The organism is Thermoanaerobacterium butyriciformans, from assembly GCF_017874545.1.
Classification (GTDB): domain Bacteria; phylum Bacillota; class Thermoanaerobacteria; order Thermoanaerobacterales; family Thermoanaerobacteraceae; genus Thermoanaerobacterium; species Thermoanaerobacterium butyriciformans.
On the sequence record NZ_JAGGLT010000023.1, the window covers coordinates 1 to 25,709 of the forward strand.

Consider the following 25,709-nt stretch of genomic DNA (forward strand, 5'->3'; position numbering starts at 1 on the left):
CCTATGACATAATTATAGAACAAAATTAGCTCGAAGTGGCACATTTCATTACGTTTTGTGCCTTGAGCGAAGCGAAAGGAATGATTATAAAAATGAAAGAATTATTACAATTATAGTTATCCAATTCATTCCAAAGCTTTCATTTATTTTTGTAATTAAATTTGATAACCCCAATATTAAAGAAATGGATATAGTAAGACCAACTATATTTATTTTTGCTTTATCTTCAAGTTTATTTTTTATCTCAAATGTATCATTATAAAAATCCTTTAATTGATCAATGGACAATGCATTATATTCTTTCATGTATTCCAGATCTGTTTTCACGCTGCTGAGCAAGTTCAACTTGTTTTTTATTTTATTATTATCTTGTACATTGGCTACAAAAGGAAATATCTTTTGAAATATCTTTTTTACTAATTCAACCATTTATACACCTCTTGTTAACATATCAACAATATCTATATCTATCCTTTGATTAGCATTTTCTACTAACCATGCCCATTCGCCTGTAGGATTAATCTCGATAAAGTAATAATTCCCCTTACAATATACCAGGTCAATTGCGCCAAATGACAAATTAAACTTTTTTACAAGTTCTATTGACCTATTAATAATAGTTTTAGGCAAGTCATAAGGTATAAACTGTACATCGTCCTTGTGTTTTCTCCAGTCACCTTCAATACCTTCGTTATTTTTTACAATTTTAACGGCATGCACTTTTTCTCCGATAACAGTGACTCTTAAGTCTATTTTGGGATAGATATACTCTTGGAGTATTATCGGTGCTTCCATTAAATTAGACTCTCGGATCTCACTGCCTTTAACAATATTAGAAAATACAAATAACTCTGTCTCGTCCTTTCTAAATAATGCTGTATCCAAAGATTTAACGATATAATTAGATTCAGCTTTAATTGGAATTTTTGCTTCATTTGTTATAAATGTTTGTGGTATTTCAAAACCAATTTGGCTTGCATATTTTAATTGCAAAATTTTGTTTTCAGCTTTATATGTAGAAACAGGATTATTCATCCATAGAATATCTTCAAAATAAATTAAGTTCCTAATAAAAGAACTCCACTGGCTTCTATACAATTGTTCTGCTAAACTCAATGAGTGATTATAGCTGTCTCTCAAAAAAACAGGTGCTCTAAAATATATTGATTTTAGAAATGATTCTTTTACCTGGTACTCATTATTTCCTATGCATATATTCATAATACCTTTGCAAAGATCAATAAATATACAGTAATCCGAAAATCTATCTCTGTTAATTCGAAGATATTTTTGTCCTCTACGTTGAAGTTCATAACATATGTAATCTGATGTAAAATCAAATGAGTTAGAAACTATTAAATGCTCAACATCATTCACCTTTTTGATCTTCCCCCGTTTCTCTGTCCTCTTTTTTTGTCCTAGGTTTTATAAAATTCTTATCCAAAATAACTGGCAAGTTATTGGTTTTGGAAATCCAATAACCTTTTTTGTGATCATAATAACAACCATCCATATTAGGTACTTGTTTTGGTAGTGGATATTTATATGCTTTTTTAATTAATAAATGATATGACACTATATAACCCTTCTTTCATTTTAAAATTTACTCAATTTATAACTTTCTTCGCTAACACCGTAAAAAATGTTTTCGAAACAGCAATGATACCCTTCGTCAAAATTTTTATTATCCATATATAATTCTACATATCCTCACAAAATTCCTCCTTAATTCCAGCCTCCCTTAATGCTTTCCACGGTTTCGGGACTTCGTCTTAGTTTTTTAGTTCCCGAACAGTCCACTTTGTCCTTCGAAAGTCCCTCCCGTTTTCCTTCACAGAATCAAGATACTGCTTGGTAAAGGACATCTATCCAAATGCCTTTAAATGAGTCCCCTTATACCCAATTTGCTTCCCATTAAGCGTATAGTGAACCTTATATTTTGGATATTAGTCATATTGCTACTCCCTAAATAATAACGCTATTGTAGCACATATTAAAGAAGAACACAATTACATTCTAACAATTACTACTTCCATCTAACCTAATTCTTTTAACCCTTATTCCTTTTTACATATGCGTGCCTTTTTATGCCCAAATATCCTTCCCAACCGTTTCTCTCAAACCTTCTTATGGATTTCTCATATTGGTCTTCAAATTTATCTTTAGTTGGGTGCGTCAATTTGCTATTAATATTATTAAAAATATCTTCTGCTTCGTTTTTTGTAATCTCTCCAAAATATTATTGTGTGTTAGGGTAACGAACTCATCTAACCATTTAAATTCAGTGTAATTATCTGATATTATTATTGGAATTCTCAATGCATGGGCATATCCTGCACATTCACTTTCTCCTGGGACGATTACCTTTTTCTTATCTTCGATGATATCTCTTGCAAGTATGTTTATAGATATATCTTTCTTCCTATCTACTATCTTAAATATACTCCCGTCTTTATGAAGGGCTTCGTTAATCACACCATAATATCTTCCTGCATTTTTCTTTATTTCAATATCATATACAAATTGAGGAATGATGATTTCTTTAAATAAAAGTTCTAAAATGTCCAACCTGTTAACCATAGCTAAATTAATTAGAATATCAGCATCAGATATGGCTCCTGTATATCTCATGTTAATAGTCCTCTTCCAAGGGGTACTCATATCCGAATTGTTCAGGAGTAAGTCCGATAAATTCAAGGCTGGTTTTCATGTTCTTGTACGAGATATTCCCTCTTTCGTAGTTGGTTTTTACAAACTCGATATATTCTTTTGGTACATATGTTTCTTTTGATGGAGTTATCAAGTCTATACTGTAACCTTCCCGTCTGGTTAAAGATTGGAGCATCTCTGTTTTCTCTAGTGAACAGATATCTACAAGTTCCTCATATTTGTCAATAGAGCATAAATCAAGTTGGATAAGCCTTTTTAACATAGCCTTATAACTTACTTTAAAATAATTGTGCATTCTAATGATATGCCTTGGCAAGACATTACTTTTATCTACATTAACAATTTTATAAAATACTTCTTTCACATAGTCCTCAGGCATTAAAAATTCGGAAGCAAATACATCCGCTTTCGTATCTTCCGCTTTATGCTTTTCATCATCCAAAAGGATTTTTTCTTTTTTCAGGATGTCAGCATTATAAATAAGATGGTATAGTTCATGAGCACCAGTATAGCGTTCATGTCCCAAAGTAAAATTACTGTTTAAATAAACAATAAACTGCTCTTCAAAATAGGTACTAAATCCTGATAACTCGTCAGTATCCAATGGCTTTCTTATTAAAAATGCAGCCTCTGAAAGAATATCAAATATATCAGAAAGCCCTTTCCTCGCAAATTTCATTCTCACATCTTCTGCCAAATCTTTGATTTGCAGTCTGAAAGATTCTTCTGGGAGATTCAAATTATTCTTTCGCAATTTTAACACTCCTCCCACAGTGGCTTTCTCTTTTGTGGTTTAAACTCTCCATTATATATTTTCTTTTGGTAAATAAACATCTTTATCATATCCTGAAGTTTCTCCACTTCTTCAATCGTCTTTTCTGAAAAATTTTTCTTCCTGAATAGTGTAACTAAATCATCGTCTTCTTCATCTTCAAAAAGAATGTTTATATCTATATTTAAAACCTTACATAGAGCATTTAACTCTACGGCCGACACAATCCTGTTGCCGTTTTCTATTTTGCTCAATGTTTCCCTGCTCATGTTAATATCCTTTTCGGCAAGTCTTTCTACTACCTCAATCTGGCTTAATCCCCTTGCCTCTCTAGCAGCCTTTATTTTTAGTCCGATAGAAATCTCCTTTGACATATTTAATCCCTCCTTTTTGTAATATTATATTACATCAATATTAGTTTTGTGTCAATATTTTATGTGTTTATGTAATATTTTATTACTTATAAAGGATTTTCATGGAAAAAGTAAAATCCGAGATACCCAGATTCTAATAAAATAAGGCCTTGCAGGATAGACAACCCTATCCACAAAGCCTTATTTTTTAATCCTAATCACTTTGTTCCTTGATAAATTCAAAAATATCTGAGTTATCCATTTCTTTAAAAGCAATTGCTTTTATTATATTTAGTTAAAACTACCTGATTGCCCTTAATTTCGCCAATCAGAGTGGAATGTGAGTCGTTATAGTATATAAATAACAAAATCCTCTGCTCCTTTTTCTATGTTCATTGAATGCAACTGTTTTAAAATGTTTTCCTCATTTAATCCATACTTATCAATAAGTCCTAAATACGATAAAACAACCTTCCACTGGTCTAACTTATCTTTGAATCGTATGGCTTTTGCTGGGCTGGTAGACGGAATTACCCTTTTAAAATCCGTTGTGCAATAGAAATTAACTGGTCTTTTACCAATATCTTTTCCTTCCACCTATCGGGAATAGCATCATAGCCATAGTACACCCCAGCCATTCCTCCTGTAATTGCTGCTATAGTGTCCGCATCTCCTCCAAGGTTGGCTGCTTCACATACAGCATCCTCGAAGGAAGAAGTGTTAATAAAACACCATAATGCACATATCAAGGTATCAAACACATATCCCGTTGGCTTCAATTCATCTTTTGATAACTGGAATACCTGCTTATATTCTGGATACTTTTCAATATATTCCCTAATAGGTGGTATTTTAGCCTTATCATTTAGATACTGGTAAACTAACAGATTATAAAACTGGCAGGCATCTGTTGCTTTCTGGTCATAATGGGTAAGAACACTTTGAGAAGCAGTTATCCCCAGCATTTTTTCAACATCATTATAATATAACGCAACTGGCAAGCACCTCATAAGTGAACCGTTACCAGCACTCATACCACCTGTTGCCTGATGAGCATAGTAGGCAGTTTTCATCCAGTCATTGCTTCGTTTATACTCGCTAAGTGCAATTCGGATAATGTTGCCAATGTCTTTGGGTTTACTATCATACCATTCAATAAAGTGTTTTCCGATATCTTCAATAGGATTCTGCGGGTTGTCCAGGATGCCTTCTGCCACAGCAATAGTCATCATTGTATCATCCGTCACTTCTCCAGGTGCTAAATCCCAACAGCCTCCACCTATAATATCTTTTAGATATCCATATTTCCTTTCAATCTCATCCTTTGGCATGAATTCCAGCGTTCCGCCGAGAGCATCTCCGCAAGCAACACCAAAAAGCCCTCCGAGTATGCGTTCATATCTATCCATTTAACACACTTCCTAACACTTTACTTGTCCAATTTACAAATATTTTTGACTTTCAGCCATAATATAATTGTAACATCTTTAATCATTTATTTCACCTTTTTATACATGCATTTATTCTTTGCTCTCTGCCTCTTGAAGTTTCTCCCGCCTTAGGCTGTCTAAAGTTTTATCACAATCTAACTTCACTGCCCATTCGTATATACATATCGATGACCACCCCGTTACATCTTGGCCCCACTGATTGTAGGTAATCTTGTTGCCTTTATAATTAACAAATGTTTGGTCAATAACTTCAGCCAATGATGTTTCCTTATCATGATTTCTTATATACAACTTATCACCTTTTTTTAGCAAACCCCATTCAAACAATTTAGGTATTCTGGGAAGATTGGTCCTGCTAATTTCAGTAGAGTTTTTCCCCATTTCAACTTCTTTATTATCCTCAATATCTACATAGAAATCTTCTATGCTTGAAGGGGGAAGAATCCTATCAACCTGTAAAAACACCTGGTTGTTTATCTTTAACGGCATAATACTAAAGCAACTGATATCAACATTATTTGATATTAACCAAGCCACAGCAGATAATGTTTGAGTATCAAATGATGACGAAATTAATATTATTCTTTGCTTTTGATTAAAGGTTTTTAAAGAATTATTGCTTATTAGAAAGTCATTTATTATTCTTTTCCCTTTCTCAGCAGGTGTTAAATCGCCCAAATCAAATTCGTCTTTATGCTTTTCAATATATTTTGAGAATATTTTATTAACTAAAACATCTGGTGACTTTATTTTTGCATAACTTGCTGCGTACCTAATTGCCTGGAATTCAAATGCTTCTTTTCTGTTCTTTATATCATCAGCATCTCTTTTTATCTCTATAAGAACAATATTGCCATTTTCATCTATTGCAGTTAAATCACTTCGTCCTTTTTCTTTATTGTTAACTTGCTGTCCTACTATTAAAAGACTTTCTTCTTCACTGAATATAACCTCAATATTTTTCCTGAGAAACTCTTCTATATGCTCTTCCTTTAACTTCAAATCTTTAAAAGTAGAATTGCTAATCTCAATATCACTAGTATTAATTTTATTTTCTTCTATACTTATCGGGATTAACATCCTTTTTCACTCCTTACACAATACAGGCAGATAGTTCTTTGTAAACTTTCTATTAGTATAATAAATAAAAAATAATTCTAACATGGTACAAACTCAAACTACTCTACCCCAAGTGCCTTAAATACAGCATCCTCTGGACTCTGGTAGAATGAAATCTGAAACTTTGCAAACAATTCAGGCGGAACGGTTGGAATATCCACCGCAGATGCCATGGGAAGAAGCACCCTCTTGGCACCCGAATCAAAACATACCTGCAGCACATTTGCCAATTCCTCAACCTTAATAATTGTGCCGCCTATGCTGAGTGAACCCAGAACAACCAACTGGCTCTGTGGCGGCTTACCCAATGCCCCTGAACATAGGGCAACAAAGGCTGCCAATGCAAGTTCAGATGTCATGCCCACTCCATGTATATCCTGTACATGCATCAAATAATCCTTTGTGGTAACACTTATACTTCCACTTACATTTTTACTGTTTGCCCTGAAGTATCTGAAGGCTGTCTCGATACTTTCTTTTGCCTCTCTGTCAGAACCAAGGCCTGTCCTTTCAAATTTACCAGTACCTGATATAACCTGTGTTTCAATCTTATAAACCCCTATCATACCTGATTTCCCTCTGGCAACGGTATAAAGGTGCCCAGGTTTTCCCATACCTTCAGGTATTATTTTGCCACCGCCCTGTTCGGGAACCGAAACAAATTCCTCATTCATTGTTTCATTATCTATATATGAGAAGTGGACATCATAAAACTCCATACCGCCAATTTTTTTCAACTGCTCTTTAACACGCCTTCTTCCTACCAATGCATAACGCAGTATTTCTTCAATGTCGTCCCTTGTAAACTCACCGTTAGGATATATGAGTTTTACAAGCCCTGAAACTGTTTTTCTTACTGCAATAACATCTCTCTGATTTAAGTTGTTGCCCAGTTTAAAGAACTTATCCAATGCATCAGAGAATGACCTCTTCCTCATCTCTCTCATAAACTCTGATACGTAATCTGTAATAAAACCGTATTCATCTGTAAAGAATTCTGGACGCATTTTGGGTATCTCCCATCCAGGTATGTAATAATGCATCCTGTCAAAAAATGCAGTATCATTGGCCATTGCCTCAGGGAACGGTTCAAAGAGGTGGGATGTTTTTAGCAGTACATCTACACTTTGATTAATATTCCCCACAAATACCATTGAAGCAGAAGCATTCTTTTCTTCCTTCCCCCTGGCAAAGGAACCCGAAGCCATGTAATCCTTCATTATCTGAATTCCATCTTTATCTTTAAATGTAATGCCTGCTACCTCGTCAAAAGCCACACAATCCCAAAGTCCTACAAGGCCTATTTGTCTTGAAGCCATATTGTAGAATAGGTTTGCTACCGTCGTCTGCCCTCCCGATACCAAGATGCTGTTTGGAGAAATCTCCTTATAAACATGGGATTTGCCTGTGCCCCTGGGACCCAGTTCGCAGAGATTGTAATTGTTCTCCACCAGGGGTATCATTCTCGCCAGAAGATGCCACTTCACATTTTTTTCGAATCTTGTAGGTTCCATCCCTATGGACCTGAGCAGAATATCTATCCATTCATCTTTTGCAAAATACTTTCTTCCGTTGAAAATCTCCTCCATGTCCAGATTGGGCATCTGGATAGGAGTCAGGCTGCTGATGTTGAATGGGCTTACACCTTTAGCCTCTTCATCATAATAGTAGTCCATCTTTATGATGCACCATATGCCGCCACACAGGAGTTTTTCGTATTGTTTTACATATGTCGGGGATATGGCCACACCCTTTATGCCCAAATTTGAAAACTCGGCCTCGTATACGTCCTTCTTTTCATTGAGTTTTACACCGACCTTATCAATAACAGTATACTTTCCTATTTCCCTTATCTTAGATTTTACCTTCTCTGCTTCATCGGGACGCACATAATTTTCAGCCAGAATCCTTTTTACGGTTTCAACGCCTTCGGCTATACCTTCTTCATCATCTGTTGCACAATACATGCCCAAAAGGTATTCAAGGACATATACGGGTACATTTGCTCCTTCTTTTATCTTTTTTGTTAAGTCCTTTCTTACAACCCTACCAGCAAAATATTTATTTAGTTTTTTGCTTAATTCATCCATATACTCTCCTCACCTCAAAACCCAAAGTCATCATTGGATATGGCTATATCAATAATAAACGGTATCTTATCATATATCTTTTCTATCGTTTCCTCTTCATCTTCCATAATAAGATAATATTTCTTGGTTTTATCATACTTTCTGTTCTTTAATACAAACTTCTCCCTGAAACTTCTGTCCTCATAAATTTCAGACTTGCTATCGGCAATAATTATATTTTCATTGGATATGCGGTTGCCATCTTCATCTATAAAATACACTTTGAGCCTCAATGGTATACGCTTATCCTCTATCTTCTCGGTCTGGAAGAATTCCAAATACGATATAGTGTTGGTTATTTTCCTCGTAATGCTTGTGAGTTTTACATCAACTTTCTTCACTTCATTTTTACTGCTCTTGCTCCTGCCATTCTTAAATATGACTACAGGAATAATAATCTCGTGCAGGGATGTACCACCATGTACATAGTTGGCTCCAGCACCCTGCACTTTAAACCTGTTTACTCCTCTTGGAGTTATAAAGTTAAGGTTGGTATCGGGTCCAAGTAAGTACTCCATGCTAAAGGTTAAGGTTCCTTCCAGCTCCAAAGGCTTTGTACTCAATACAAACCGTCTATTTTCATAGGCATCTTCGATAGAACCTTTTGCCACCTTATCACTTTCTATAAGATCTCCACGTTTATATATAAATCCGTGGTCGGCTGTAATAATGATATTGGTTGCCGTAACATTATTTACAAGATTATTTATCAGCACCTTTAATTCTTCAAAGGCTTCTTCTACCGCATCAAAAACTTCCCTTTCGGTCTGAGCATGGTCACCTCTGGCATCGATGGTGTTGTGGTAAATATAGATTAAATCTTTTCCTCCGAAGGTTTTGCGGAAGTCATCCCGCTTCATCTCAATTACATCCTCATACTGTATTGCTATGGATTCTTGACTGTAATTATTTAGAATTTTGTTTCTGTTATCCGTTCCCTCTGAAGATATACCGTCCACATATACCTTATAATCCTCGTCTATTGTAATGGCCTTATGGGGTAAAAGGGCTGCCATGCCAATGTTAGTACTGGATGGTATACTGCCCTGCATGAATACAATATCACAAGACCCTTTCCTTTCTTTATTGAGCATATCGCAAAACTCCCTGGCAGCCTCATAACGGAGCGCATCTGAAATAACAACAAATACTCTTTCACCACGGCTTTCAAATGGTTTTATGTAGGTACTATAAAAATCTTTCTGCATAACCATGCCAGGAATTTTCCAGTTCCCATTTAAAGTTTCCATACTATCAGACCACTTGATGGAGAGTATGTTCAGGTATCCGTTGACATAGGTATTCTCAACCTTCTCCTTTAATTCCATCAACAGTTCCTTGTTTTGTATCCTATCGAAAGAAGCATAGAATTTTCTGTAGGCAGTATCCAGTCTATAATACTGCTCTGTATATTTTTTAATAAACTCTAAAGGGGTATACTGCCTTATGTCTTGACTTACATCTTTCCAGCAGTCAAATAACTCGATAGCCCAGTAAATACACTCATACTCAGATTTAAACAAATTGTACCAGTGCTTTGTCCTCCTGGCCTGAATAATATCTCTGTACCTTTCAAATTCTCCTATACTGATAAGCAGTTGCTCTTTAATTTTCTTTATGATTGCTTCGTCAAAGGCTCTGAAAGTATCACAGTTGATATAGTCCTCCATCTCCCAGTTATCAATATATTCACGTACTTTCAGTTTCTCTTCCATACTGTTTGCCAACCTGTCATAGAAAGCGGAGTAAAGAGAGTGGTTCATGAAGTTGCTCAAAAATACCACACAGTCAGCCTTTCTTGAAGAAACATATTTTCTCCATGTTTCAGGTATTTCACCATTAAGGGAATATGCAACATTTGTAACCAGCATGAATACGGCCAGTTTTTCGAGGGTAGGTTCCTTATCATTATATCCATAGTACTTATCAGCAAGTTTCCACAGTACGTCTAATCTTCCAAACTTTTCGATAGCCTCGATGTACTTGTTGTTTTTTAAATCTTCTTCCATCAAAAGTACTCTTAAACATTCATCAAAATCTGGATAAGGCAGTCTGCACAATGCCGACAGAACAGCCACATCCACTGTTTCCTCTGTATACCTTTCTATTTCATATCCTTTAAAAATCTTGTATCTGTCTTTGTTGTTAAAGAATTTTATATATTTTCTAAACACGATTTTTAAACTATCATCTGAAATATTCAAGTCTCTCATGATGACAGCAGCCTTGTCGGTAGAAAATTCCATACTATATTTTAATACATCCAATAAGTAGTTCTCTTTTGGGGACGGTTTCTCAAAGGGAGCATAGAGAAGGTAGTTGGAATTTGTATCCACCTTCTCTAATTGATACTTCACGTAGAAATAGTTGTTTTTACTTAATTTAATTATCTTTGCATTTTCAAGATTTAGTTCATCTATATCTTCCTTGAATTCCCCATCATCGTCATACCAGAAAACGATATGGCGTTTCTTGCCTTCGCTTAATTCCTTACTAAACGTATCTTCAAGAAGCGTTTTTATCTGAGCTAAATGCATAATATCACACTCTTTTCTCTATATTTTCGCCAGCAAGTCCGCCTTCAATGGCTTTCTGCCTTCTCCCTGAGGTATCTCAATCCCCTGGAATTTAGCATAGTTTACACTTACCCCGTCATCTAAGTCTATCTTTATTCTCTGGTTTGCAACATGGGCGATTACCTGGTCATATTGCAAGCACTCTTCCATTTGCTTGAGTATCTTCTCCTTTTTCTTTCGTGCATTAGCTTTTTCCTTCTGAGAGACATTGGAGTCAATGATAATATCCAGCCTCTTAATCTCTGCTTCATAGGATTTCTGCAGTTTATGCAGGTAGTCAGTCCTCACCCTGGCCACAGTAAACTCATCATATCGGTGCATGTAAATGAGTGCCTTAAAGCCATCCTGCTTACCAGAATCAAAGAGCCAGTAGATAGGCTTTTTCTGGTATACCTGCACATGGTCCTTGTAAAAATCCTTGAGGAAGTATCTTCTTATAGCCTGCCTTGCAGTCTCAGAGGGCTTTCTTCCTAGTGTATCGGCAATGTAGTCCAGGTTTTCTTCCAGAGTATCTTCACCAAATGTTACCTTGAGGAACTGCACAAACCTGCTTACAATATCATCCTCAAAGTATTCGTCATCGGTAATTGGCAGAATATTATCCATATCAGGTGCAAAGGCAGCATCGACCCACGTATCCTCGACTACTTTGCCTTCTTCATCTTTTACTATCTTTCTTACTTTCCACTGCCCGTCCTCACACTTCCACTTGTCTTTAAAATCGCCGCCAGCGTAAATAAGGCCTTCTGCATCAATAGAGTACCTTCCAAACATGCAGCCTACAGCATAGGATATGAAAGATTTGATGTCCCTTACTCTGTCGGCTTTTCTTATGGTTATATCTTTGTCCTCAACTTCTGGTGTAAGTTCATCCTGCAGGCCGTATATTTCGATGAATATACGGTTTAGTTCCTCTTCATTGGCTTTAAGTTGTTTGAACTGTTTTTCTGCAAAGGCTGACCAGTTGTTGAAGGCTTGTTCTATACTTGTGCTACTACCCTTATGTGTGAGCAGCGGGTGCTTTTCGAAATCCCAGGAAGTCTCGAAAGAGTCCCAGTCGGTTTTGGAAACATAAATATTTTCCTCAACAATGGTATCAATTTTTGACTTATAGATATTAGATATAGTTATCGGTAATTTTGCAACAGTACCCGGTGGATAGTTGAGCGTTGGATTTATAATCCAAAGTAGTTCACTTACAACTTTACTATTTAATAACCCTAAGAAATAATAAATATTATCATGAGGATATAATGCTAAACCTGCCATATTGGGTATAGAACCACATGGAGTATATCTGAAACTACTTTTTCCAGACGTTATTCTTGACCATGTTATATTCTCTTTAAAATAGTTAAGTTGCCCAGTTAAAGATGACTTAGCAAACTTTCTTAATTTCTCACCATTGTTCTTGAAAAACAAAACATCTTCATTATTTCCATACCAACGTCTATAAGCACCTCCTTTTGTATGATGCACCCACTTATTACCGCCAAAAATGTTAATCTCTAAACTGTTTATTTCATACCAATTTCTAATAAATGATTCATTATCTCCAGTTTTTAATCCTTCTTGTACATCAGCATATTCATAAAGTTTTTTATTATTAAAAGAATTGATTAAATTTTCACTTATCCAATAGGCAATTGGCATACTTGGGATTGCTTTAAAATTATCTGATACAGCAATAAAATACAATTTATTATTATCTTTTGCCGAAAGCATCACATTTTCTTTTTCCTGTGCATCTTTTATGTCAACGAGTCTTATATAAACTGATTTGTATCCTTTTGTATACCTATCTCTAAAAGTAAAAGCAGTCGACTGTACTACTTCACCACCAATTTCTTCAAAGGCCCTTGGACCAAGATGAAGCATGTTGATAATAGTTTTGGTTAAAATAATTTTTTCTCTTAACTTTTCAAAACTGGATAAAAACATCCATGAGTGCTGGTTAATCATTGCTAACATACCATTTCGTTTAACATACGGAACTTCCATAAAAGCAGCAAAGAGGTCACTTTTACTGTCAGGATATTTTTTCTTTAAAAAGTCTGCCAGTTTTCCATTCATTCCACCACTGCCCATATATGGTGGATTAGTCACTACCACATCATACTTCTGGCTCATAATCCTTGCCTGTTTAACCAATGCTGGAATCTTCTCAAGGATTATATTCCTATATTGATACTCAAATAAATCCCCTGTTCCTCCATTCCTTATTTCCTCTATCCTTCTCTCAATAGCATCAAAATCAACAGGCTTTACCTCAAGTATAGACCCATACTCCTTTGCATCGTAAAAAACCTTCACCAAGTACTCCACATCCGCCTTAAGCTTTTCATCGGCACCCTTCAAAAAGAATTCCAGTGCTTCTCTGGATATACCGTTGCTTTCCTGTATAGAACATATATTAAGGTTTACCTTCTCCCTGAATATCCTTCTGCTCTTGCTCCTGGCCTTCATCATGACTGCAAAATAGGCAAGTTGAGCCGCCCTGTCGTCTATATCCAGTCCGTACAGATTGTTTTCAAGAATAAGCCTTGGAATATCCCTCTCGGAGTACCCTGCACTCTTGTAAATATCGTAAAGCACATCAAAGGCATAGACCAAAATGTGCCCGCTGCCCATAGCAGGATCCAGCACCTTGATGTCCTCTGGTTTTATATCCCTGCTTTTAGCCCGTATTTCTTCCAACTGTTTTTGAACTTCTGGTTCCTGCTCTGCTTCCTCAAGGTAATACTTCCATTTACTCTTCAACTCTTCGTTTGGATGTCCTTCAAGCCACAACCTCCCCAGAGAGTTTTCCACCATATATCTGACAATCCAATCAGGAGTAAACAACTGGGTAGCCGCAGGAATATTCTCCTTGGTTATCTTTATATTCTTCTTCAGCCCTTCGAATACTTCATCCTTTTTTTCGGAGATATAGTACTGATACATCCAGCCGATGATTTCCACCTGGTCTTTAAAATCCTCCTCGGATATATTATCTACCAGTTGCCTTATGACCGAACCTTCAGCAAGCAGGTTTGAAGGCAACAGGATTTCTGTATAATCCTCTATCTCTTCAAAAAGTCCTAGAAGGATTTCATTTAAGGCATTACACTGCTTAACAAGGAGATACCTATATAAGCCTTCCGTATCATTGGCATCCTGCAACCTGTACACCAGTTCCCTATCCAAATCAAGGTCAGTATTAAGGGCTTCCTTAATAATATCAGGTTCTTTTTTGCCTGGCTCAATCGACGACAATACCCTTACCCCTGTAGGCAGGTACCCATTTACTTCCATGAAACGCAAGGCTAAAATTCTGTTAAACCAGGTGTATGCCACCTCCTCTATCACATTGTTAAATCCCTTTCCTTTTATCCTCGACACAAGGCTCTTTCTTTGTTCCATTTCCGCCTTGTTCAAAGTTCTGTCTCCAATTATCATTGTGTCGGATGTGGTAATTTCAGGTTCTTTAATCTCCTTCTCGGTTATTCCTATCTCATAAGCCTTCTGCTTTATATCTTCAATAAGTTTTTTTCTGGCCCATACTGCAAAGTTTTTTATTGCTGTTTTATCCATGTCACTGCCTCCATTTATACAAGTTTAATAATGACGCCATCTTTTAACTCGCTTTTTAACCTGTACCTTATTTCATTTACAACATCCTCTATGTCCGACTCACTTTCAATGCTTTTTGCTCCATGCAGGATATTGGCAATACTGATATTTACTGTTTTCTTATACTGCTTTGGCGGATCTTTTACAACTGTTGGCTTACCTGGTTCTTCAGGTATTATTTGAGGTTCGACAGGCTTCCTTTTTGTGATTTCCGCATCAATTTCATCAAAACACCTTAACTTGAGCCTGTCGCTTTCCTCTTTCATTGCTATGGCTTCATAGAAGTTGTTGGCGTGGTCCAGTCTGCTTAAGAGGTCATCAAATCTACCTTTGAACCTGTCAAAAAGTACAGGTTTGAATTCGTACTTGTTCAATTCCTCAAGAACCTTGTTATAATCACTCTCTATTACCTGCCTTACAGGCTTACACTCCTCTTCCAAAAGTTCTGTAAACCTGGCTACAAATTTATCTATAAGGCTTGGCAGTTTATGTATATCGGAATACGGCTCCTTCCTTTCTACAATCTTTTTCATCTGTTCAATAAGGTCTATGACTTCCTTGTCCAATACATAGGTCTTGTTGCTGTTGTACACATTTATCTTGTGGACAGCCTTATCAAAGAACTCCTTCTGGTTGCTGCCAAAAAACTTCTTAACATCTACGGAATCATCAGCATAGTCTAAAAGTACATCCTTTTCTCTCTGAAGTTCATCGTAAAACTCTTTTGAATCATGGATTTTACAAATCTTCTCCAAAGCTTCTTTTCCCTCTTTGAGAATATCCTGTCCAGGGTATTTGGACTGTTTGTAGTACACTAGCAATTCATTTATCTTTGCAATTTCATCCCTTGCCAGGTCTTTGAACCTCTTCATGAATCCGTCCTCATCAGAAGGGACAGCAGTAATATTGAACAGTTCCTTGCACAGTTCTCTGGCATTGTTAATCTGGTGTGCAGGTACCTTTATCCTTTTTTCAATAAGGAGCCTGTCGGCATAATCCCTCTTAGTCAGGTATTTGACAATCTCCCTGTCCTGAACATCGAGGTACTGGCTGTTTAATTGAAGTTTCACTTCCTGTGCCTTAAATAGTTTGGCAACCAGCCATTCAATATCCTCCTCAAGCCATCCATAAGGGGCTTTTCCATATATGCCAAGGATTGTTTTCATGGTTACAGGTATACTTCTTGTAGTATTTCTTTCTATATAGCCTGCCATTTCATCAAGGGCAAGTTTATTTGGGGATTCCACACCATTTAATGCAATCTGTTCATTATCGGCAAATATATCGTACAAGTCCTTAGTGGTGGTAAAATAGGTAATATAGCCTAGTTTCGTATAAATCCCTTCAATAAGCACCTTAAAGCCGTCATTTATCCTATCAACAGGATGCTTTTCCTTAATTTCAAGCCTCTGGGAATTGGCATACATATCTGCATTTCTGATGGCTTCGGTCAGAAGGAATTTTACCCTCTCCTTACGTTCTACCAGTTCCCTTCTTTTTCTATCCTTGATTTCTTCAATCTTCTGAATAAGTGAAGTGCCTCCCTTTCTACGCAGAAAGGTTTCAATTTTCAATACTTCCTCCATTTCGTCGAGAAAAGTGGTATCATTGGGAAGTTTAACAATTAAGTTGTTTTCCCTTGCAGACATTAGTTTAAGTTCATTATCTGTAAGTTCTACTCCCGTATCATAGTAGGGGGTTATAATTTTAAGGCCTATATCATTTCCCTGATTGCCCCTGAAAAATCTATCGTCTACAACCTGGTTAAAGCTAAAGTTGTATCTTGAGGAGTATTTATACTTTTTATCGGTATAGATTTCTTCAAAGATGATTTCAGAAACTTTCTGGATAACTTCTCCCAAATCTACATTGATATTCTTTATCTCTCTGTTGATATCCTGTTCCTCATGGGTAAGAAAGATGTATTGGTCTCCATTTTTTTGAACAAGTGTTTCCTTTATCAGTCTCTTTAGAGAATCCTCTATTTTCTTTTTAAGGTCTATCTTATCTTCGTCAATATGGCTTACCATGAGAGTAGCCAGATTTTCTATATTCGCAGGTATTTCCTTAACATATTTAATCATAAAAAGAACTTTCAAAAGTTCTACATCAAAGTCATTCAGATTTCCGTTCTCCTGAGCATGGATAATAACCGTCCTTATATTAGAATCAAGGAAGGCTTCAATGGTGTCATAAAAGGCTGAAAAAGGTATGAGGGCTCCTTCTTCATGGTTCATATATTTGATAGCAGATTCCTGGAAGGAACTAATCATAGAACGCTCACCTTCTGCCAGATGCTTGCCTGACGCACCATGTATCCTAATAGAAGTCAATACCTGCTGCAAAAGATTAAATTGGTATGGAATAAAGGGATAACATTCTACAAAATCCTCACTGTCCCTATATACCTTCTTCTCTGGAGTGTCTGCTGAAAAGGTAATAAGGTTTTTAAGTATGGCATTTTTATTCTCATAAAGGAGTTTTAATGTATCCTTAGCCACATCGTTTTTAAGAAGTATCCTTTTTCTGATTACCTCATCAACATTGGCGCTGGAAAGGCTTAAACGAGTATTAAACCTACCCTGTATCTTTGAAAAGTCATTGCCTTTTACTTTTGTAACAGAGTCAATATCCTGCTGGCTTGTCACAATGACCCAGGCCTTGCCGCCGCATTCCGTTCCCAGGTCCTCAACAACGGTTTGGAGATTGAGCATCAACTGGGAGTTATCTCCGATATATTGCCCGATTTCGTCTACCAGGAAAATAACATGATGGTTTTTTCCTTTCCTTTCAATATACTCCCTTACCCTTCTGGCAAACTTCTCAACGCTTAATGTATAATTTTCCTCGGCTTTGGCATACCAGTTCCACGCTGCCTCGATACTCATTTTGGTACTCTTTGAAAGGGCTTCAACAATGGCATCTTCCTCATAGTAAAAATCTTCCCTTGCATCTTGCCACTCTCTTCCCGATATTTCTTTGAATGTTTTTTTAAAATCCTCATAAACGCCATCCATTACCATTTGTCGCTCTAAGTCTGCTATCCACGGCATGGAACCGCAAAAACCCTGCATTTCGTTAAATACCTTATTGAACACTTTGACAATGGCATCCTTGTTGGCTTTAGAGTCAGAATCGCTCTTGGAATCGATGTTAAAGAGAATCACATCGGCAGACGTATCCCCTGCCAATTTCATATCGGCCAGAACCATACTGTCCTGGATTTTGTCTTTGAAGTATTCAATTGCCTTCTTTCCATTGACTTCTTTGTTTTCAAGGAGATAAGAGAGTATTTTGAGAAAGTGGGATTTACCGCTTCCAAAAAATCCAGAAATCCATACCCCCATTTTGTCGGTAGTACCTACAATACTCTTTTTATATGCTTCAAAAAAATCGTTAAAGTGCTTTGCCAGTTCCCTTGTGACAACATATTCTTCAAGCTCCTGGTATACATTGCTGTCATCGCCCTGGCCAACCTTAATAACTCCCTTGATATCCCTGTCTATTGGTTTATAAAACATTTCTTTTATACGCATATGTACATCCCCCTTAAAAAATCAATATCTTTCTACAAGTTTGAAGGCTCTATAGTAATTGTCGTCTTTTATTTCTTCAAACAGCACCAGTTCAAGTCCGTCGTATACTCCTGGAAAGAACATAACTACTGGAACTTCATCCAAAACCTGATGAAGATTATTTAGCACCGTATGCGAGCGGATAATCGGCCATACCTTTCCCACGCCAGTGATAAATACTACGTCGCCTTTTTTGACCCTATCCCTGATATACTGGATAATAAGGTCGTTCTTCTCTGTAAGCCTTAATGCCTTTTTCGTAGCGTTAAATACAAACTCACTTCCCTTATCCTGCTCCATCTTAAAGTTCTTCTCAAGATAACCTTTTGTCTCAAGAAGTTCCAGCATTATTTCATACAGGTCAAATTCTTTTATAGTAAAGCCGTAGTTTCCCCCATTGATTTTTTGTTTGAGAAACTGCGCGTAATCTCTAACAAGCATTTCATATTTGGGTTCATAATCGAATATGTAATACCCGACTTCATTTCCGAGACCTGTATTTTCCCTGAAAGACTCTTTCGTTATACGCTGCATTATTTCATCTAACCTGTCATAAATGGTTTTCATTTACATCTCCCCTGTCAGTGCATTAAGGTATTTTGTATCTCCAATTTCTTTAAGATGATATGCTACATCCTCTTCAACAATTGGCCTGGTAATCTCTCTATCATTTTTTTGATTTTTTATAAAACCAGCCTCAAACAAGATGCGAATATATACCTGCTTTAACTTATAGAAGGTATAATCATCCCATGAGGCCACCCTTTCACTTTGTTCCTTTTTTCTGTCAAAAAATATATTAAAATCCTTGTCCTGCAAGGTAAAATCCCGAAGCAGTATCTTCTCTCTAAACACCTCATACATAAATTCAAAGAACAATCGGTCTGTTTTCATAATGGCATAGACAACTATTTGTTTACTCGTATCGATTTCTCCATTTGCCAATTTATCAATCAAAAAATCATCGAGTGCCTTTAACCTTCGCATCACAGTTGACGCAATTTCACTTCTTCTTGTTTCTGTATTCACCTGAAATATGTTATCGTTTTTCGCTTTATTTTTTATCTCAAATTCCTTAAGCCCTTTATTTATAAGTTCTGCAGCCTTTTTTGTTTCCTTAAAAAGAAACGGTCTTGATTTAATTGTGGATTTATATTCTAACTCATTAGCCATACTTTTCCTTCTTTCTGGTCCACTTTTTATACTATCATTATATCATTAAAATAAATTTTGTACAGATTAAATGGTAAAATTGTAATATGCCTATAACCTGCAAAGTGTACTATAATTATGCTTTACCGTAATATTTTTTACTTTGATTCCTGATGTTTTACACACAGGACATGTATTGTCATTTTCTATTTTATATGTTGATTGAGATTTGCTGCCACAGCAGCATTTATTCATTATCCCATTATCCATTTTATTTTTCCTCCCCAAATTAAAATATGGTAATACTTTTCCACATAATGTTCTATCATTTCTTAATCGTATTCTATTACCATTATACATTAAATTCTATTTTCATAAGTACCTTTTCCATTATAATTGGTTTCATTTACATAAATGTGCTAAGCACAGATATTCTACCTATTTCATTCATTTTCAAGAATTAATGTCTCAATTAAAAAAGGCATTAACAGAAAACCGTTTAGAGATTCGATTAAAATATTTTTCAAAGTACAAAGTGTTAATAATAGACAAAATATGGTATTTACCAATAGGCACAGATGCTTCAAATATATCTTTTCAGCTAATCTAAAAGGTATGAAAAGCATAAGTACTATTATTACAGCTAATATGCCCTTTTCTAATTGGGCAGAGGTATCTGGATCAGCAACAATAGCTAATGTAATATTGGATAGATTACTTCATCATTCATATATTATATCAATAAAAAGATCTTCATATAGATTAAAGTCAAAAATTGAATATTTTAACAGTTCTTCGAATACATCTTAGTACATTGTACAAAATTATATTCCACTTTTTGTACAAGGATATATTGAAAAATATAATAACTTAGCCCTTATACCTTAGCCATCTCCCCCACCAAAAGCAACCCCCGCAGCAAATCAGGTGTTATTCTGCATTTACTACGGGGTTTTGGAATGAACTTTATTATCATAGAGTCAACTTTATTATTGTTAAGCAGAGTTTATTTTCTGTATACAATTATAACAGTTGTATGACACTTTTAATAAAATCAGCATATTCTCTCCAATTTTTCAAGGAGTATTTATAATGTCTAAAAAACGGAAAAATCCTTCTTCCTAATTTGTTTTCATGTTCTTTTATATATTTAACATTTTTGTAGTAATATTCGTTATCATTTCCGACATAATATTCTGGATAACATAAACTTCTAAGTATAATTTCAGAAGTTGCAAGAACTGGAATATCCCTTGAAAATAATGCATCTAATTCATCTTTCAGATAAGGAATCCATAATCTATTAGCAATTTCTAACCAATATTTCTTATTTTCATACGTTTCTTTTTTGAAGTAATTTTGACATAAATTTTGCGCATATATATCAGATTTACACAACTTAATTTCGCCCAAATTTTTATTAACGCTCTCAAAATATTTTAAGCTCTCATCAAGTCCAAAAACCGTATTGAATAATTTACCTTCTTTATTACTTGGGTCACAACCCAAAACAATAACCTTAACTTCTTGAATTTTTTCGTAATATGGTTTAGGCAACTCTTTCGTTGGAAGATATATGTCCTTATACTCTGTTTTTAATGTTTCGATTATTTCTTCTTTACTCACTTTCAATTGCTCCCTCTAATAATAGTTTTATACTTAACATAAAAATTATTTAACTTAAATATCGAAATAACCATTATTTTTTTTAACTCTTATTATAAATGATAATTTAGTACTTATTAATATAAACACCATTACAATATAATTTTGTACATTCTTTTTCTCACACTTCCAGACTTTGAAATAAAGTTGTTCCGTGAAAAAATAATAAAGAAAGGGCAGAGTTTGGATTTTGTTTATCTAAAATCCTCTCTACCCTTTTTCTTTCAATGCTTTTGAGTCTTTACCTTTATACCTTTTCCCTTAAACCTATCCTCGTCCACGGAAGAACTTTCAAGTTACTGCGAAGTTTATTTCAAATAGACAAGTACATTAGAGCCATCCCATGTTTTATTCTACGGTTACGCTTTTTGCAAGGTTACGAGGTTTATCAACATCGCATCCTTTTTCAACTGCCATATAGTATGCTAAAAGCTGCAGCGGTATTACTGTGATTATTGGAGCTACTTCTTCCATCGTCTTCGGTAAATATATGACTTTCTCGACGATTCCTTCTAATTGCTTATTTCCTTCCATTGCAAATGCAAGCACGTAACCGCCTCTTGTTGTTACTTCTCTTATATTGCTGAGCATCTTTTCAAAAAGATGTTCCTGTGTTGCTAATGCAATGACTAATGTGCCATTTTCGATCAATGCTAATGTTCCATGTTTTAATTCACCTGCTGCGTATGCTTCTGAGTGTATATATGATATTTCTTTAAGCTTTAAAGATCCTTCCATAGCAACAGCGTAGTCAAGACCTCTTCCCAAATAGAATACGTCTTTCGTATTAAAATGATTTGATGCAAATTCTTGAAGCTCGTCTTTGTAATTTAATATGCGTTCTGCCTTCTCAGGAAGTTTCTTTAATTCATCGCAGATTTGTTTTGCATATTCTTTTTCAATTGTTCCCTTCTTCAATGCCAAATCTAATGCAATGAGGTATAAGGCTACTAACTGTGTCGTGTACGCTTTTGTAGATGCAACGGCAATTTCAGGTCCTGCCCAAGTATAAATTACATCGTCTGCTTCTCTCGATATAGAGCTTCCAACAACGTTTGTGATTGCTATTACTCTGGAATTATGCTTTTTAGCCTCTTTAAGTGCCGCAATCGTATCTGCTGTTTCACCTGACTGGCTTACTACTATTGTCAATGTTCTTTCGTTTATAATTGGTTCTCTATATCTAAATTCTGAAGCTATATCTACTTCAACAGGTATTCTTGCAAATTTCTCTATGGCATATTTCCCAACAACACCTGCATGATATGCAGTTCCACACGCAACAATAAATATTTTCTCTATCTTGTCAATCTCATCCTTTGTTATTTTCACCTTGTCTAATACAATTTCACCATCATTTACTATCCTACCTCTTAATGTGTCTTTTATGGCATTGGGCTGTTCGTGAATTTCTTTCAACATGAAATGCTCATATCCGCCCTTTTCTGCTGACTCAACGTCCCATTTTACCTCAAATACAGATTTCTGCACATCTTTGCCAAATGCATCTATTATCTTGACACTGTCTTTCTTAATTATCGCAATTTCTTTATCATCAAGGAAGTACACTTTTCTCGTATGTTTCAATATGGCTGGTACATCTGATGCAATAAAGTTTTCACCATCTCCCAGGCCAACTATAAGTGGAGCATCCTTTCTTGCAGCAACTATCATATCTGGATAGTCTTTTGAGAGTACGCCAAGCGCATAAGATCCTTCTATCCTATCGAGGACTTTCATAACAGCCTCTACTATATCTCCCTTGTAATAGTACTCAAGAAGATTTGCAACAACTTCTGTATCAGTCTCTGATTTAAATGTATAACCCTCTTCTATCAGCCTTTTCTTTAATGGCAGGTAATTTTCTATTATACCGTTATGAACAACGGCAATTACCCCAGACTGTGACAAATGTGGATGTGAATTTATATCAGATGGTTCTCCATGTGTTGCCCATCTAGTATGACCTATTCCTATGGAACCATAAAGATTGTTTTTTTTAAGCGTTTCTTCTAGTTCACTTATTCTGCCTTTTGCCTTTTTTATATTTATATTGCCATCGTTTATGACAGCTATGCCGGCAGAATCATACCCCCTGTACTCAAGCTTTTTAAGTCCTTCAATCAATATTGGTGTCGCCTGTTCATCACCAATATATCCAACAATTCCACACATAGTAAAAATCTCCTCTCAATATTTTTATATTTAGTTTTCCCTGCTTAAACCGCTCTATGCCAATGGTCACCCATGGTTTTCCCGGTTTTTTATCGATCGCAGGAGACCGCAGGGCATCCGCCGATAACTCGATAAACCCTGTCCTCGTCAACTTAGAGTTTCCTCTAAGCCCAGGCGCTTCTATTCAGTTGTGTGTTTCATTGGCATTCCCCCTTTTCAACATTCATAGTCTTATGATTTTGTCAATCCTTAAAAGCATATTTAAATTTATATTAATCAGGAAGTAAATTATACCTCCTGCATTAATAAGCACCATTAATTAAGCTTTTTTTCAATCAAGCTAGCCAATTCTTTTGCCATCGATTCAATCTTTTCTTGATCTTTCCCTTCTACCATTACCCTGACTAATGGCTCTGTACCTGACGGTCTTATAAGAACTCGTCCTTCGCCTTGCATCTCCTTTTCTAATTTATTTATTTCTCTAGCTATGTCTTCATCATCCATGTATTTGTATTTTAATTCATTCTTGACTCTGGCATTTATCAAAACCTGTGGATATGAAACCATTACTCCTGATAATTCTGATAGTTTTTTGCCACTTGAGACAAGAAGTTCAGCAACCTTAAGAGCAGTAATCTCCCCATCTCCTGTTGTATTGTGGTCAAGAAATATTATATGACCTGATTGCTCGCCACCTATTGAGTAACCGTTTTTAACCATTTCCTCCAATACATACCTGTCACCCACTTTTGTTTTGACGACATCTATGCCATTTTGTTTTAGCGCTATATCCAAACCTATATTGCTCATCACTGTCACAACTACTGTATTCTTATTTAATTTACCTCTACTTTTAAGATATATGCCACACATAGCCATTATGTGATCTCCATCAACGATGTTGCCTTTTTCATCAACTGCAATTAATCTATCTGCATCTCCATCAAAAGCAAATCCTACATCTGCACCGGTTCCAGCTACAATCTCCTGCAATACCTTTGGATTCGTAGATCCGCACTTGACATTTATTTTTTCTCCATTTGGATGCGAACCATAAAGTATTACATCTGCACCTAATTCATGAAAGAGTATTGGTGCAACCGTGCTGCTGGCACCATATGCACAATCTAAAACTATTTTCAAGCCTCTTAAATCGCAGTTTATGGTAGACTTCAAAAATTCGATGTAATCCCTCTGAACACTTTTGCTTTCTATCACATTCCCAACATCCAATCCTGTCGGAGTTGGTAAATCGCTATTCTCATTTATTATCTTTTCTATCTTGTCTTCTACTTCATCCGGAAGTTTATATCCATCTTTATTGAAAAATTTTATTCCATTGTACTCTACAGGATTATGTGATGCGGAAATAACTACTCCTGCATCTAATTTATAAAGCCTTGTTAAATATGCAACAGCGGGTGTCGGTATAATACCTGCATCTATGACTTCAGCTCCAACCGATGTAAGTCCTGCTGTAAGGGCACTCTTTAGCATATCGCCAGATACGCGGCTGTCACGTCCTATCAAAATCTTTGGCCTTCTGGAGCATTCCGTCAAAACATATGCGCCGGCCCTTCCCAGCTCAAATGCAAGCTGCGGTGTAAGATCTTTGTTGGCAACACCCCTCACACCATCTGTTCCGAATAATCTAGCCATATAATCCATTCCTTTCAGTAATCAAAAATCATACGATATACGATAATATTTTATCACACCGATTAAGTCAATGCAATTTGCTATATATTCACTCTAATTTCATAAAAGTTCAAATTATAGTCTTGCATCCACGTAAAATTTCACCTAAAATCCTATTTTGAATGAAAACTTGTAAGGTCGTTTAGGGCATTTACTACCGCATTTTTCATATTTTCTAGCAATTCAGCTTTTTTAAGCGATAAATCTGGATATATGCTTTTACCAACTGTTACAGAAATTTTCCCACTGTGAGGTAAATACTCTCCAATAGGTAGCACTACGTCAGTTCCACTTATTCCCACAGGCACTATAGGAAACCCAGATTTATACGAAAGATACATTGCACCTTTGTAAATCTTTTTTACACCTTTATCCAAAGATATTCCACCTTCAGGAAACAAAGCAATCGATCGTCCATCATCAAGCATCTTGATGGCTTTTTTTAAAGCACTTACATCTGCAGAATTTTTTTTGATAGGTATTGTTTCTAAAGCATTTAAAATCAAATTTAAAATTGGAATTTTATATAAATCCTTGCTGGCAAGAAAGAAAACTCTCCTATCAAGCGCATCTATCAATGCGATAGGATCTAAAATGCTCTTATGATTGGCTACAAATATACACGGTCCTTTTGGCATATCATCTATAAATTTTACGCTAAAACTATAAAATGAAGCAAGCAGCCCAGTTGTAATCATCTTTATCAAATTGTACAATATCATCAATATCACCCATAATTATAATAGATGACTTAGCAAAAAA

The 25,709-nt window shown here is 35.8% G+C and carries 22 protein-coding genes; 2 read left to right on the forward strand and 20 right to left on the reverse strand.

Going from position 1 to position 25,709, the window contains the following annotated elements:
• Nucleotides 1–84 precede the first annotated feature (84 nt).
• From J2Z80_RS10075 to J2Z80_RS10150, 16 genes are all read right to left on the reverse strand, one after another.
• Nucleotides 85–429: a hypothetical protein gene (locus tag J2Z80_RS10075; protein WP_209454277.1), complete on the reverse strand. Its 345-nt coding sequence runs from the start codon at nt 427–429 to the stop codon at nt 85–87.
• On the reverse strand, nt 430–1,377 hold the full coding sequence (locus tag J2Z80_RS15290) for an ATP-grasp domain-containing protein (RefSeq protein WP_209454278.1): 948 nt from the start codon (nt 1,375–1,377) through the stop codon (nt 430–432).
• Complete coding sequence (locus tag J2Z80_RS10085; RefSeq protein WP_209454279.1) at nt 1,370–1,576, reverse strand: hypothetical protein; 207 nt, start codon at nt 1,574–1,576, stop codon at nt 1,370–1,372. The genes J2Z80_RS15290 and J2Z80_RS10085 overlap by 8 nt, the downstream gene beginning before the upstream one ends.
• Nucleotides 1,577–2,175: 599 nt before the next feature.
• Nucleotides 2,176–2,631 (reverse strand): PIN domain-containing protein, encoded by a 456-nt coding sequence (locus J2Z80_RS10090; RefSeq protein WP_209454280.1) that lies wholly within the window; start codon nt 2,629–2,631, stop codon nt 2,176–2,178.
• Nucleotide 2,632: 1 nt separating this feature from the next.
• Nucleotides 2,633–3,433 carry an ImmA/IrrE family metallo-endopeptidase gene (locus J2Z80_RS10095; protein ID WP_349292597.1) on the reverse strand — a complete coding sequence of 267 codons (801 nt, stop codon included), beginning with the start codon at nt 3,431–3,433 and terminating at the stop codon, nt 2,633–2,635.
• Nucleotides 3,427–3,816, reverse strand: coding sequence for a helix-turn-helix domain-containing protein (locus tag J2Z80_RS10100; protein ID WP_209454281.1), 390 nt, complete (start codon nt 3,814–3,816; stop codon nt 3,427–3,429). The genes J2Z80_RS10095 and J2Z80_RS10100 overlap by 7 nt, the downstream gene beginning before the upstream one ends.
• Before the next feature lie 327 nt (nt 3,817–4,143).
• Nucleotides 4,144–4,392 (reverse strand): hypothetical protein, encoded by a 249-nt coding sequence (locus J2Z80_RS10105; RefSeq protein WP_209454320.1) that lies wholly within the window; start codon nt 4,390–4,392, stop codon nt 4,144–4,146.
• Nucleotides 4,326–5,204, reverse strand: a complete 879-nt coding sequence (locus J2Z80_RS10110) for an ADP-ribosylglycohydrolase family protein (protein WP_209454282.1) — start codon at nt 5,202–5,204, stop codon at nt 4,326–4,328. Before J2Z80_RS10110 ends, J2Z80_RS10105 begins: the two co-directional genes overlap by 67 nt.
• Nucleotides 5,205–5,315: 111 nt before the next feature.
• Nucleotides 5,316–6,326 carry a PDDEXK family nuclease gene (locus tag J2Z80_RS10115; protein WP_209454283.1) on the reverse strand — a complete coding sequence of 337 codons (1,011 nt, stop codon included), beginning with the start codon at nt 6,324–6,326 and terminating at the stop codon, nt 5,316–5,318.
• A 98-nt stretch (nt 6,327–6,424) separates the two neighbouring features.
• The gene (gene brxL, locus J2Z80_RS10120; RefSeq protein ID WP_209454284.1) at nt 6,425–8,455 is read right to left on the reverse strand and encodes a protease Lon-related BREX system protein BrxL; all 2,031 of its coding nucleotides are present in this window, start codon (nt 8,453–8,455) and stop codon (nt 6,425–6,427) included.
• Between the two features lie 14 nt (nt 8,456–8,469).
• Nucleotides 8,470–11,031 carry a BREX-1 system phosphatase PglZ type A gene (gene pglZ / locus J2Z80_RS10125; RefSeq protein WP_209454285.1) on the reverse strand — a complete coding sequence of 854 codons (2,562 nt, stop codon included), beginning with the start codon at nt 11,029–11,031 and terminating at the stop codon, nt 8,470–8,472.
• Between the two features lie 18 nt (nt 11,032–11,049).
• Nucleotides 11,050–14,643: a BREX-1 system adenine-specific DNA-methyltransferase PglX gene (pglX, locus tag J2Z80_RS10130; RefSeq protein ID WP_209454286.1), complete on the reverse strand. Its 3,594-nt coding sequence runs from the start codon at nt 14,641–14,643 to the stop codon at nt 11,050–11,052.
• Nucleotides 14,644–14,657: 14 nt separating this feature from the next.
• Nucleotides 14,658–18,218 carry a BREX system P-loop protein BrxC gene (gene brxC, locus J2Z80_RS10135; protein ID WP_209454287.1) on the reverse strand — a complete coding sequence of 1,187 codons (3,561 nt, stop codon included), beginning with the start codon at nt 18,216–18,218 and terminating at the stop codon, nt 14,658–14,660.
• Nucleotides 18,219–18,239: 21 nt separating this feature from the next.
• Complete coding sequence (locus J2Z80_RS10140; protein ID WP_150201260.1) at nt 18,240–18,824, reverse strand: DUF1788 domain-containing protein; 585 nt, start codon at nt 18,822–18,824, stop codon at nt 18,240–18,242.
• Nucleotides 18,825–19,430 carry a DUF1819 family protein gene (locus J2Z80_RS10145; protein WP_150201261.1) on the reverse strand — a complete coding sequence of 202 codons (606 nt, stop codon included), beginning with the start codon at nt 19,428–19,430 and terminating at the stop codon, nt 18,825–18,827. It abuts the gene before it with no gap.
• A gap of 90 nt (nt 19,431–19,520) precedes the next feature.
• Complete coding sequence (locus J2Z80_RS10150; RefSeq protein WP_155812164.1) at nt 19,521–19,679, reverse strand: hypothetical protein; 159 nt, start codon at nt 19,677–19,679, stop codon at nt 19,521–19,523.
• Between the two features lie 193 nt (nt 19,680–19,872).
• On the opposite strand from J2Z80_RS10150, the gene J2Z80_RS15420 reads away from it, so the two are divergent.
• Both J2Z80_RS15420 and J2Z80_RS15425 read left to right on the forward strand, forming a co-directional pair.
• Nucleotides 19,873–20,019 carry a hypothetical protein gene (locus J2Z80_RS15420; protein ID WP_284698244.1) on the forward strand — a complete coding sequence of 49 codons (147 nt, stop codon included), beginning with the start codon at nt 19,873–19,875 and terminating at the stop codon, nt 20,017–20,019.
• A 38-nt stretch (nt 20,020–20,057) separates the two neighbouring features.
• A complete protein-coding gene (locus tag J2Z80_RS15425; RefSeq protein WP_209454289.1) occupies nt 20,058–20,219 on the forward strand; it encodes an ATP-binding protein in 162 nt (53 codons plus the stop codon).
• A gap of 213 nt (nt 20,220–20,432) precedes the next feature.
• On the opposite strand, the gene J2Z80_RS10165 is transcribed toward J2Z80_RS15425, so the two are convergent.
• From J2Z80_RS10165 to J2Z80_RS10180, 4 genes are all read right to left on the reverse strand, one after another.
• Entirely contained in the window at nt 20,433–21,035 is a 603-nt protein-coding gene (locus J2Z80_RS10165) for a hypothetical protein (protein ID WP_209454290.1), read from the reverse strand.
• Nucleotides 21,036–21,422: 387 nt separating this feature from the next.
• On the reverse strand, nt 21,423–23,249 hold the full coding sequence (gene glmS, locus J2Z80_RS10170; protein WP_209454291.1) for a glutamine--fructose-6-phosphate transaminase (isomerizing): 1,827 nt from the start codon (nt 23,247–23,249) through the stop codon (nt 21,423–21,425).
• Nucleotides 23,250–23,564: 315 nt separating this feature from the next.
• Nucleotides 23,565–24,908: a phosphoglucosamine mutase gene (gene glmM, locus J2Z80_RS10175; protein WP_209454292.1), complete on the reverse strand. Its 1,344-nt coding sequence runs from the start codon at nt 24,906–24,908 to the stop codon at nt 23,565–23,567.
• Between the two features lie 152 nt (nt 24,909–25,060).
• Nucleotides 25,061–25,669, reverse strand: a complete 609-nt coding sequence (locus J2Z80_RS10180) for a lysophospholipid acyltransferase family protein (protein WP_209454293.1) — start codon at nt 25,667–25,669, stop codon at nt 25,061–25,063.
• Nucleotides 25,670–25,709: the final 40 nt, after the last annotated feature.

Coding starts and splice junctions, on each gene's coding strand:
- J2Z80_RS10075 (WP_209454277.1), bottom strand. CDS start 429: ATGGTTGAATTAGTAAAAAAGATATTTCAAAAGATATTTCCTTTTGTA.
- J2Z80_RS10090 (WP_209454280.1), bottom strand. CDS start 2,631: ATGAGATATACAGGAGCCATATCTGATGCTGATATTCTAATTAATTTA.
- J2Z80_RS10100 (WP_209454281.1), bottom strand. CDS start 3,816: ATGTCAAAGGAGATTTCTATCGGACTAAAAATAAAGGCTGCTAGAGAG.
- J2Z80_RS10110 (WP_209454282.1), bottom strand. CDS start 5,204: ATGGATAGATATGAACGCATACTCGGAGGGCTTTTTGGTGTTGCTTGC.
- J2Z80_RS10115 (WP_209454283.1), bottom strand. CDS start 6,326: ATGTTAATCCCGATAAGTATAGAAGAAAATAAAATTAATACTAGTGAT.
- brxL (WP_209454284.1), bottom strand. CDS start 8,455: ATGGATGAATTAAGCAAAAAACTAAATAAATATTTTGCTGGTAGGGTT.
- pglZ (WP_209454285.1), bottom strand. CDS start 11,031: ATGCATTTAGCTCAGATAAAAACGCTTCTTGAAGATACGTTTAGTAAG.
- pglX (WP_209454286.1), bottom strand. CDS start 14,643: ATGGATAAAACAGCAATAAAAAACTTTGCAGTATGGGCCAGAAAAAAA.
- brxC (WP_209454287.1), bottom strand. CDS start 18,218: ATGCGTATAAAAGAAATGTTTTATAAACCAATAGACAGGGATATCAAG.
- J2Z80_RS10140 (WP_150201260.1), bottom strand. CDS start 18,824: ATGAAAACCATTTATGACAGGTTAGATGAAATAATGCAGCGTATAACG.
- J2Z80_RS10145 (WP_150201261.1), bottom strand. CDS start 19,430: ATGGCTAATGAGTTAGAATATAAATCCACAATTAAATCAAGACCGTTT.
- J2Z80_RS10150 (WP_155812164.1), bottom strand. CDS start 19,679: ATGGATAATGGGATAATGAATAAATGCTGCTGTGGCAGCAAATCTCAA.
- J2Z80_RS15420 (WP_284698244.1), top strand. CDS start 19,873: ATGTCTCAATTAAAAAAGGCATTAACAGAAAACCGTTTAGAGATTCGA.
- J2Z80_RS15425 (WP_209454289.1), top strand. CDS start 20,058: ATGCCCTTTTCTAATTGGGCAGAGGTATCTGGATCAGCAACAATAGCT.
- glmS (WP_209454291.1), bottom strand. CDS start 23,249: ATGTGTGGAATTGTTGGATATATTGGTGATGAACAGGCGACACCAATA.
- glmM (WP_209454292.1), bottom strand. CDS start 24,908: ATGGCTAGATTATTCGGAACAGATGGTGTGAGGGGTGTTGCCAACAAA.
- J2Z80_RS10180 (WP_209454293.1), bottom strand. CDS start 25,669: ATGATATTGTACAATTTGATAAAGATGATTACAACTGGGCTGCTTGCT.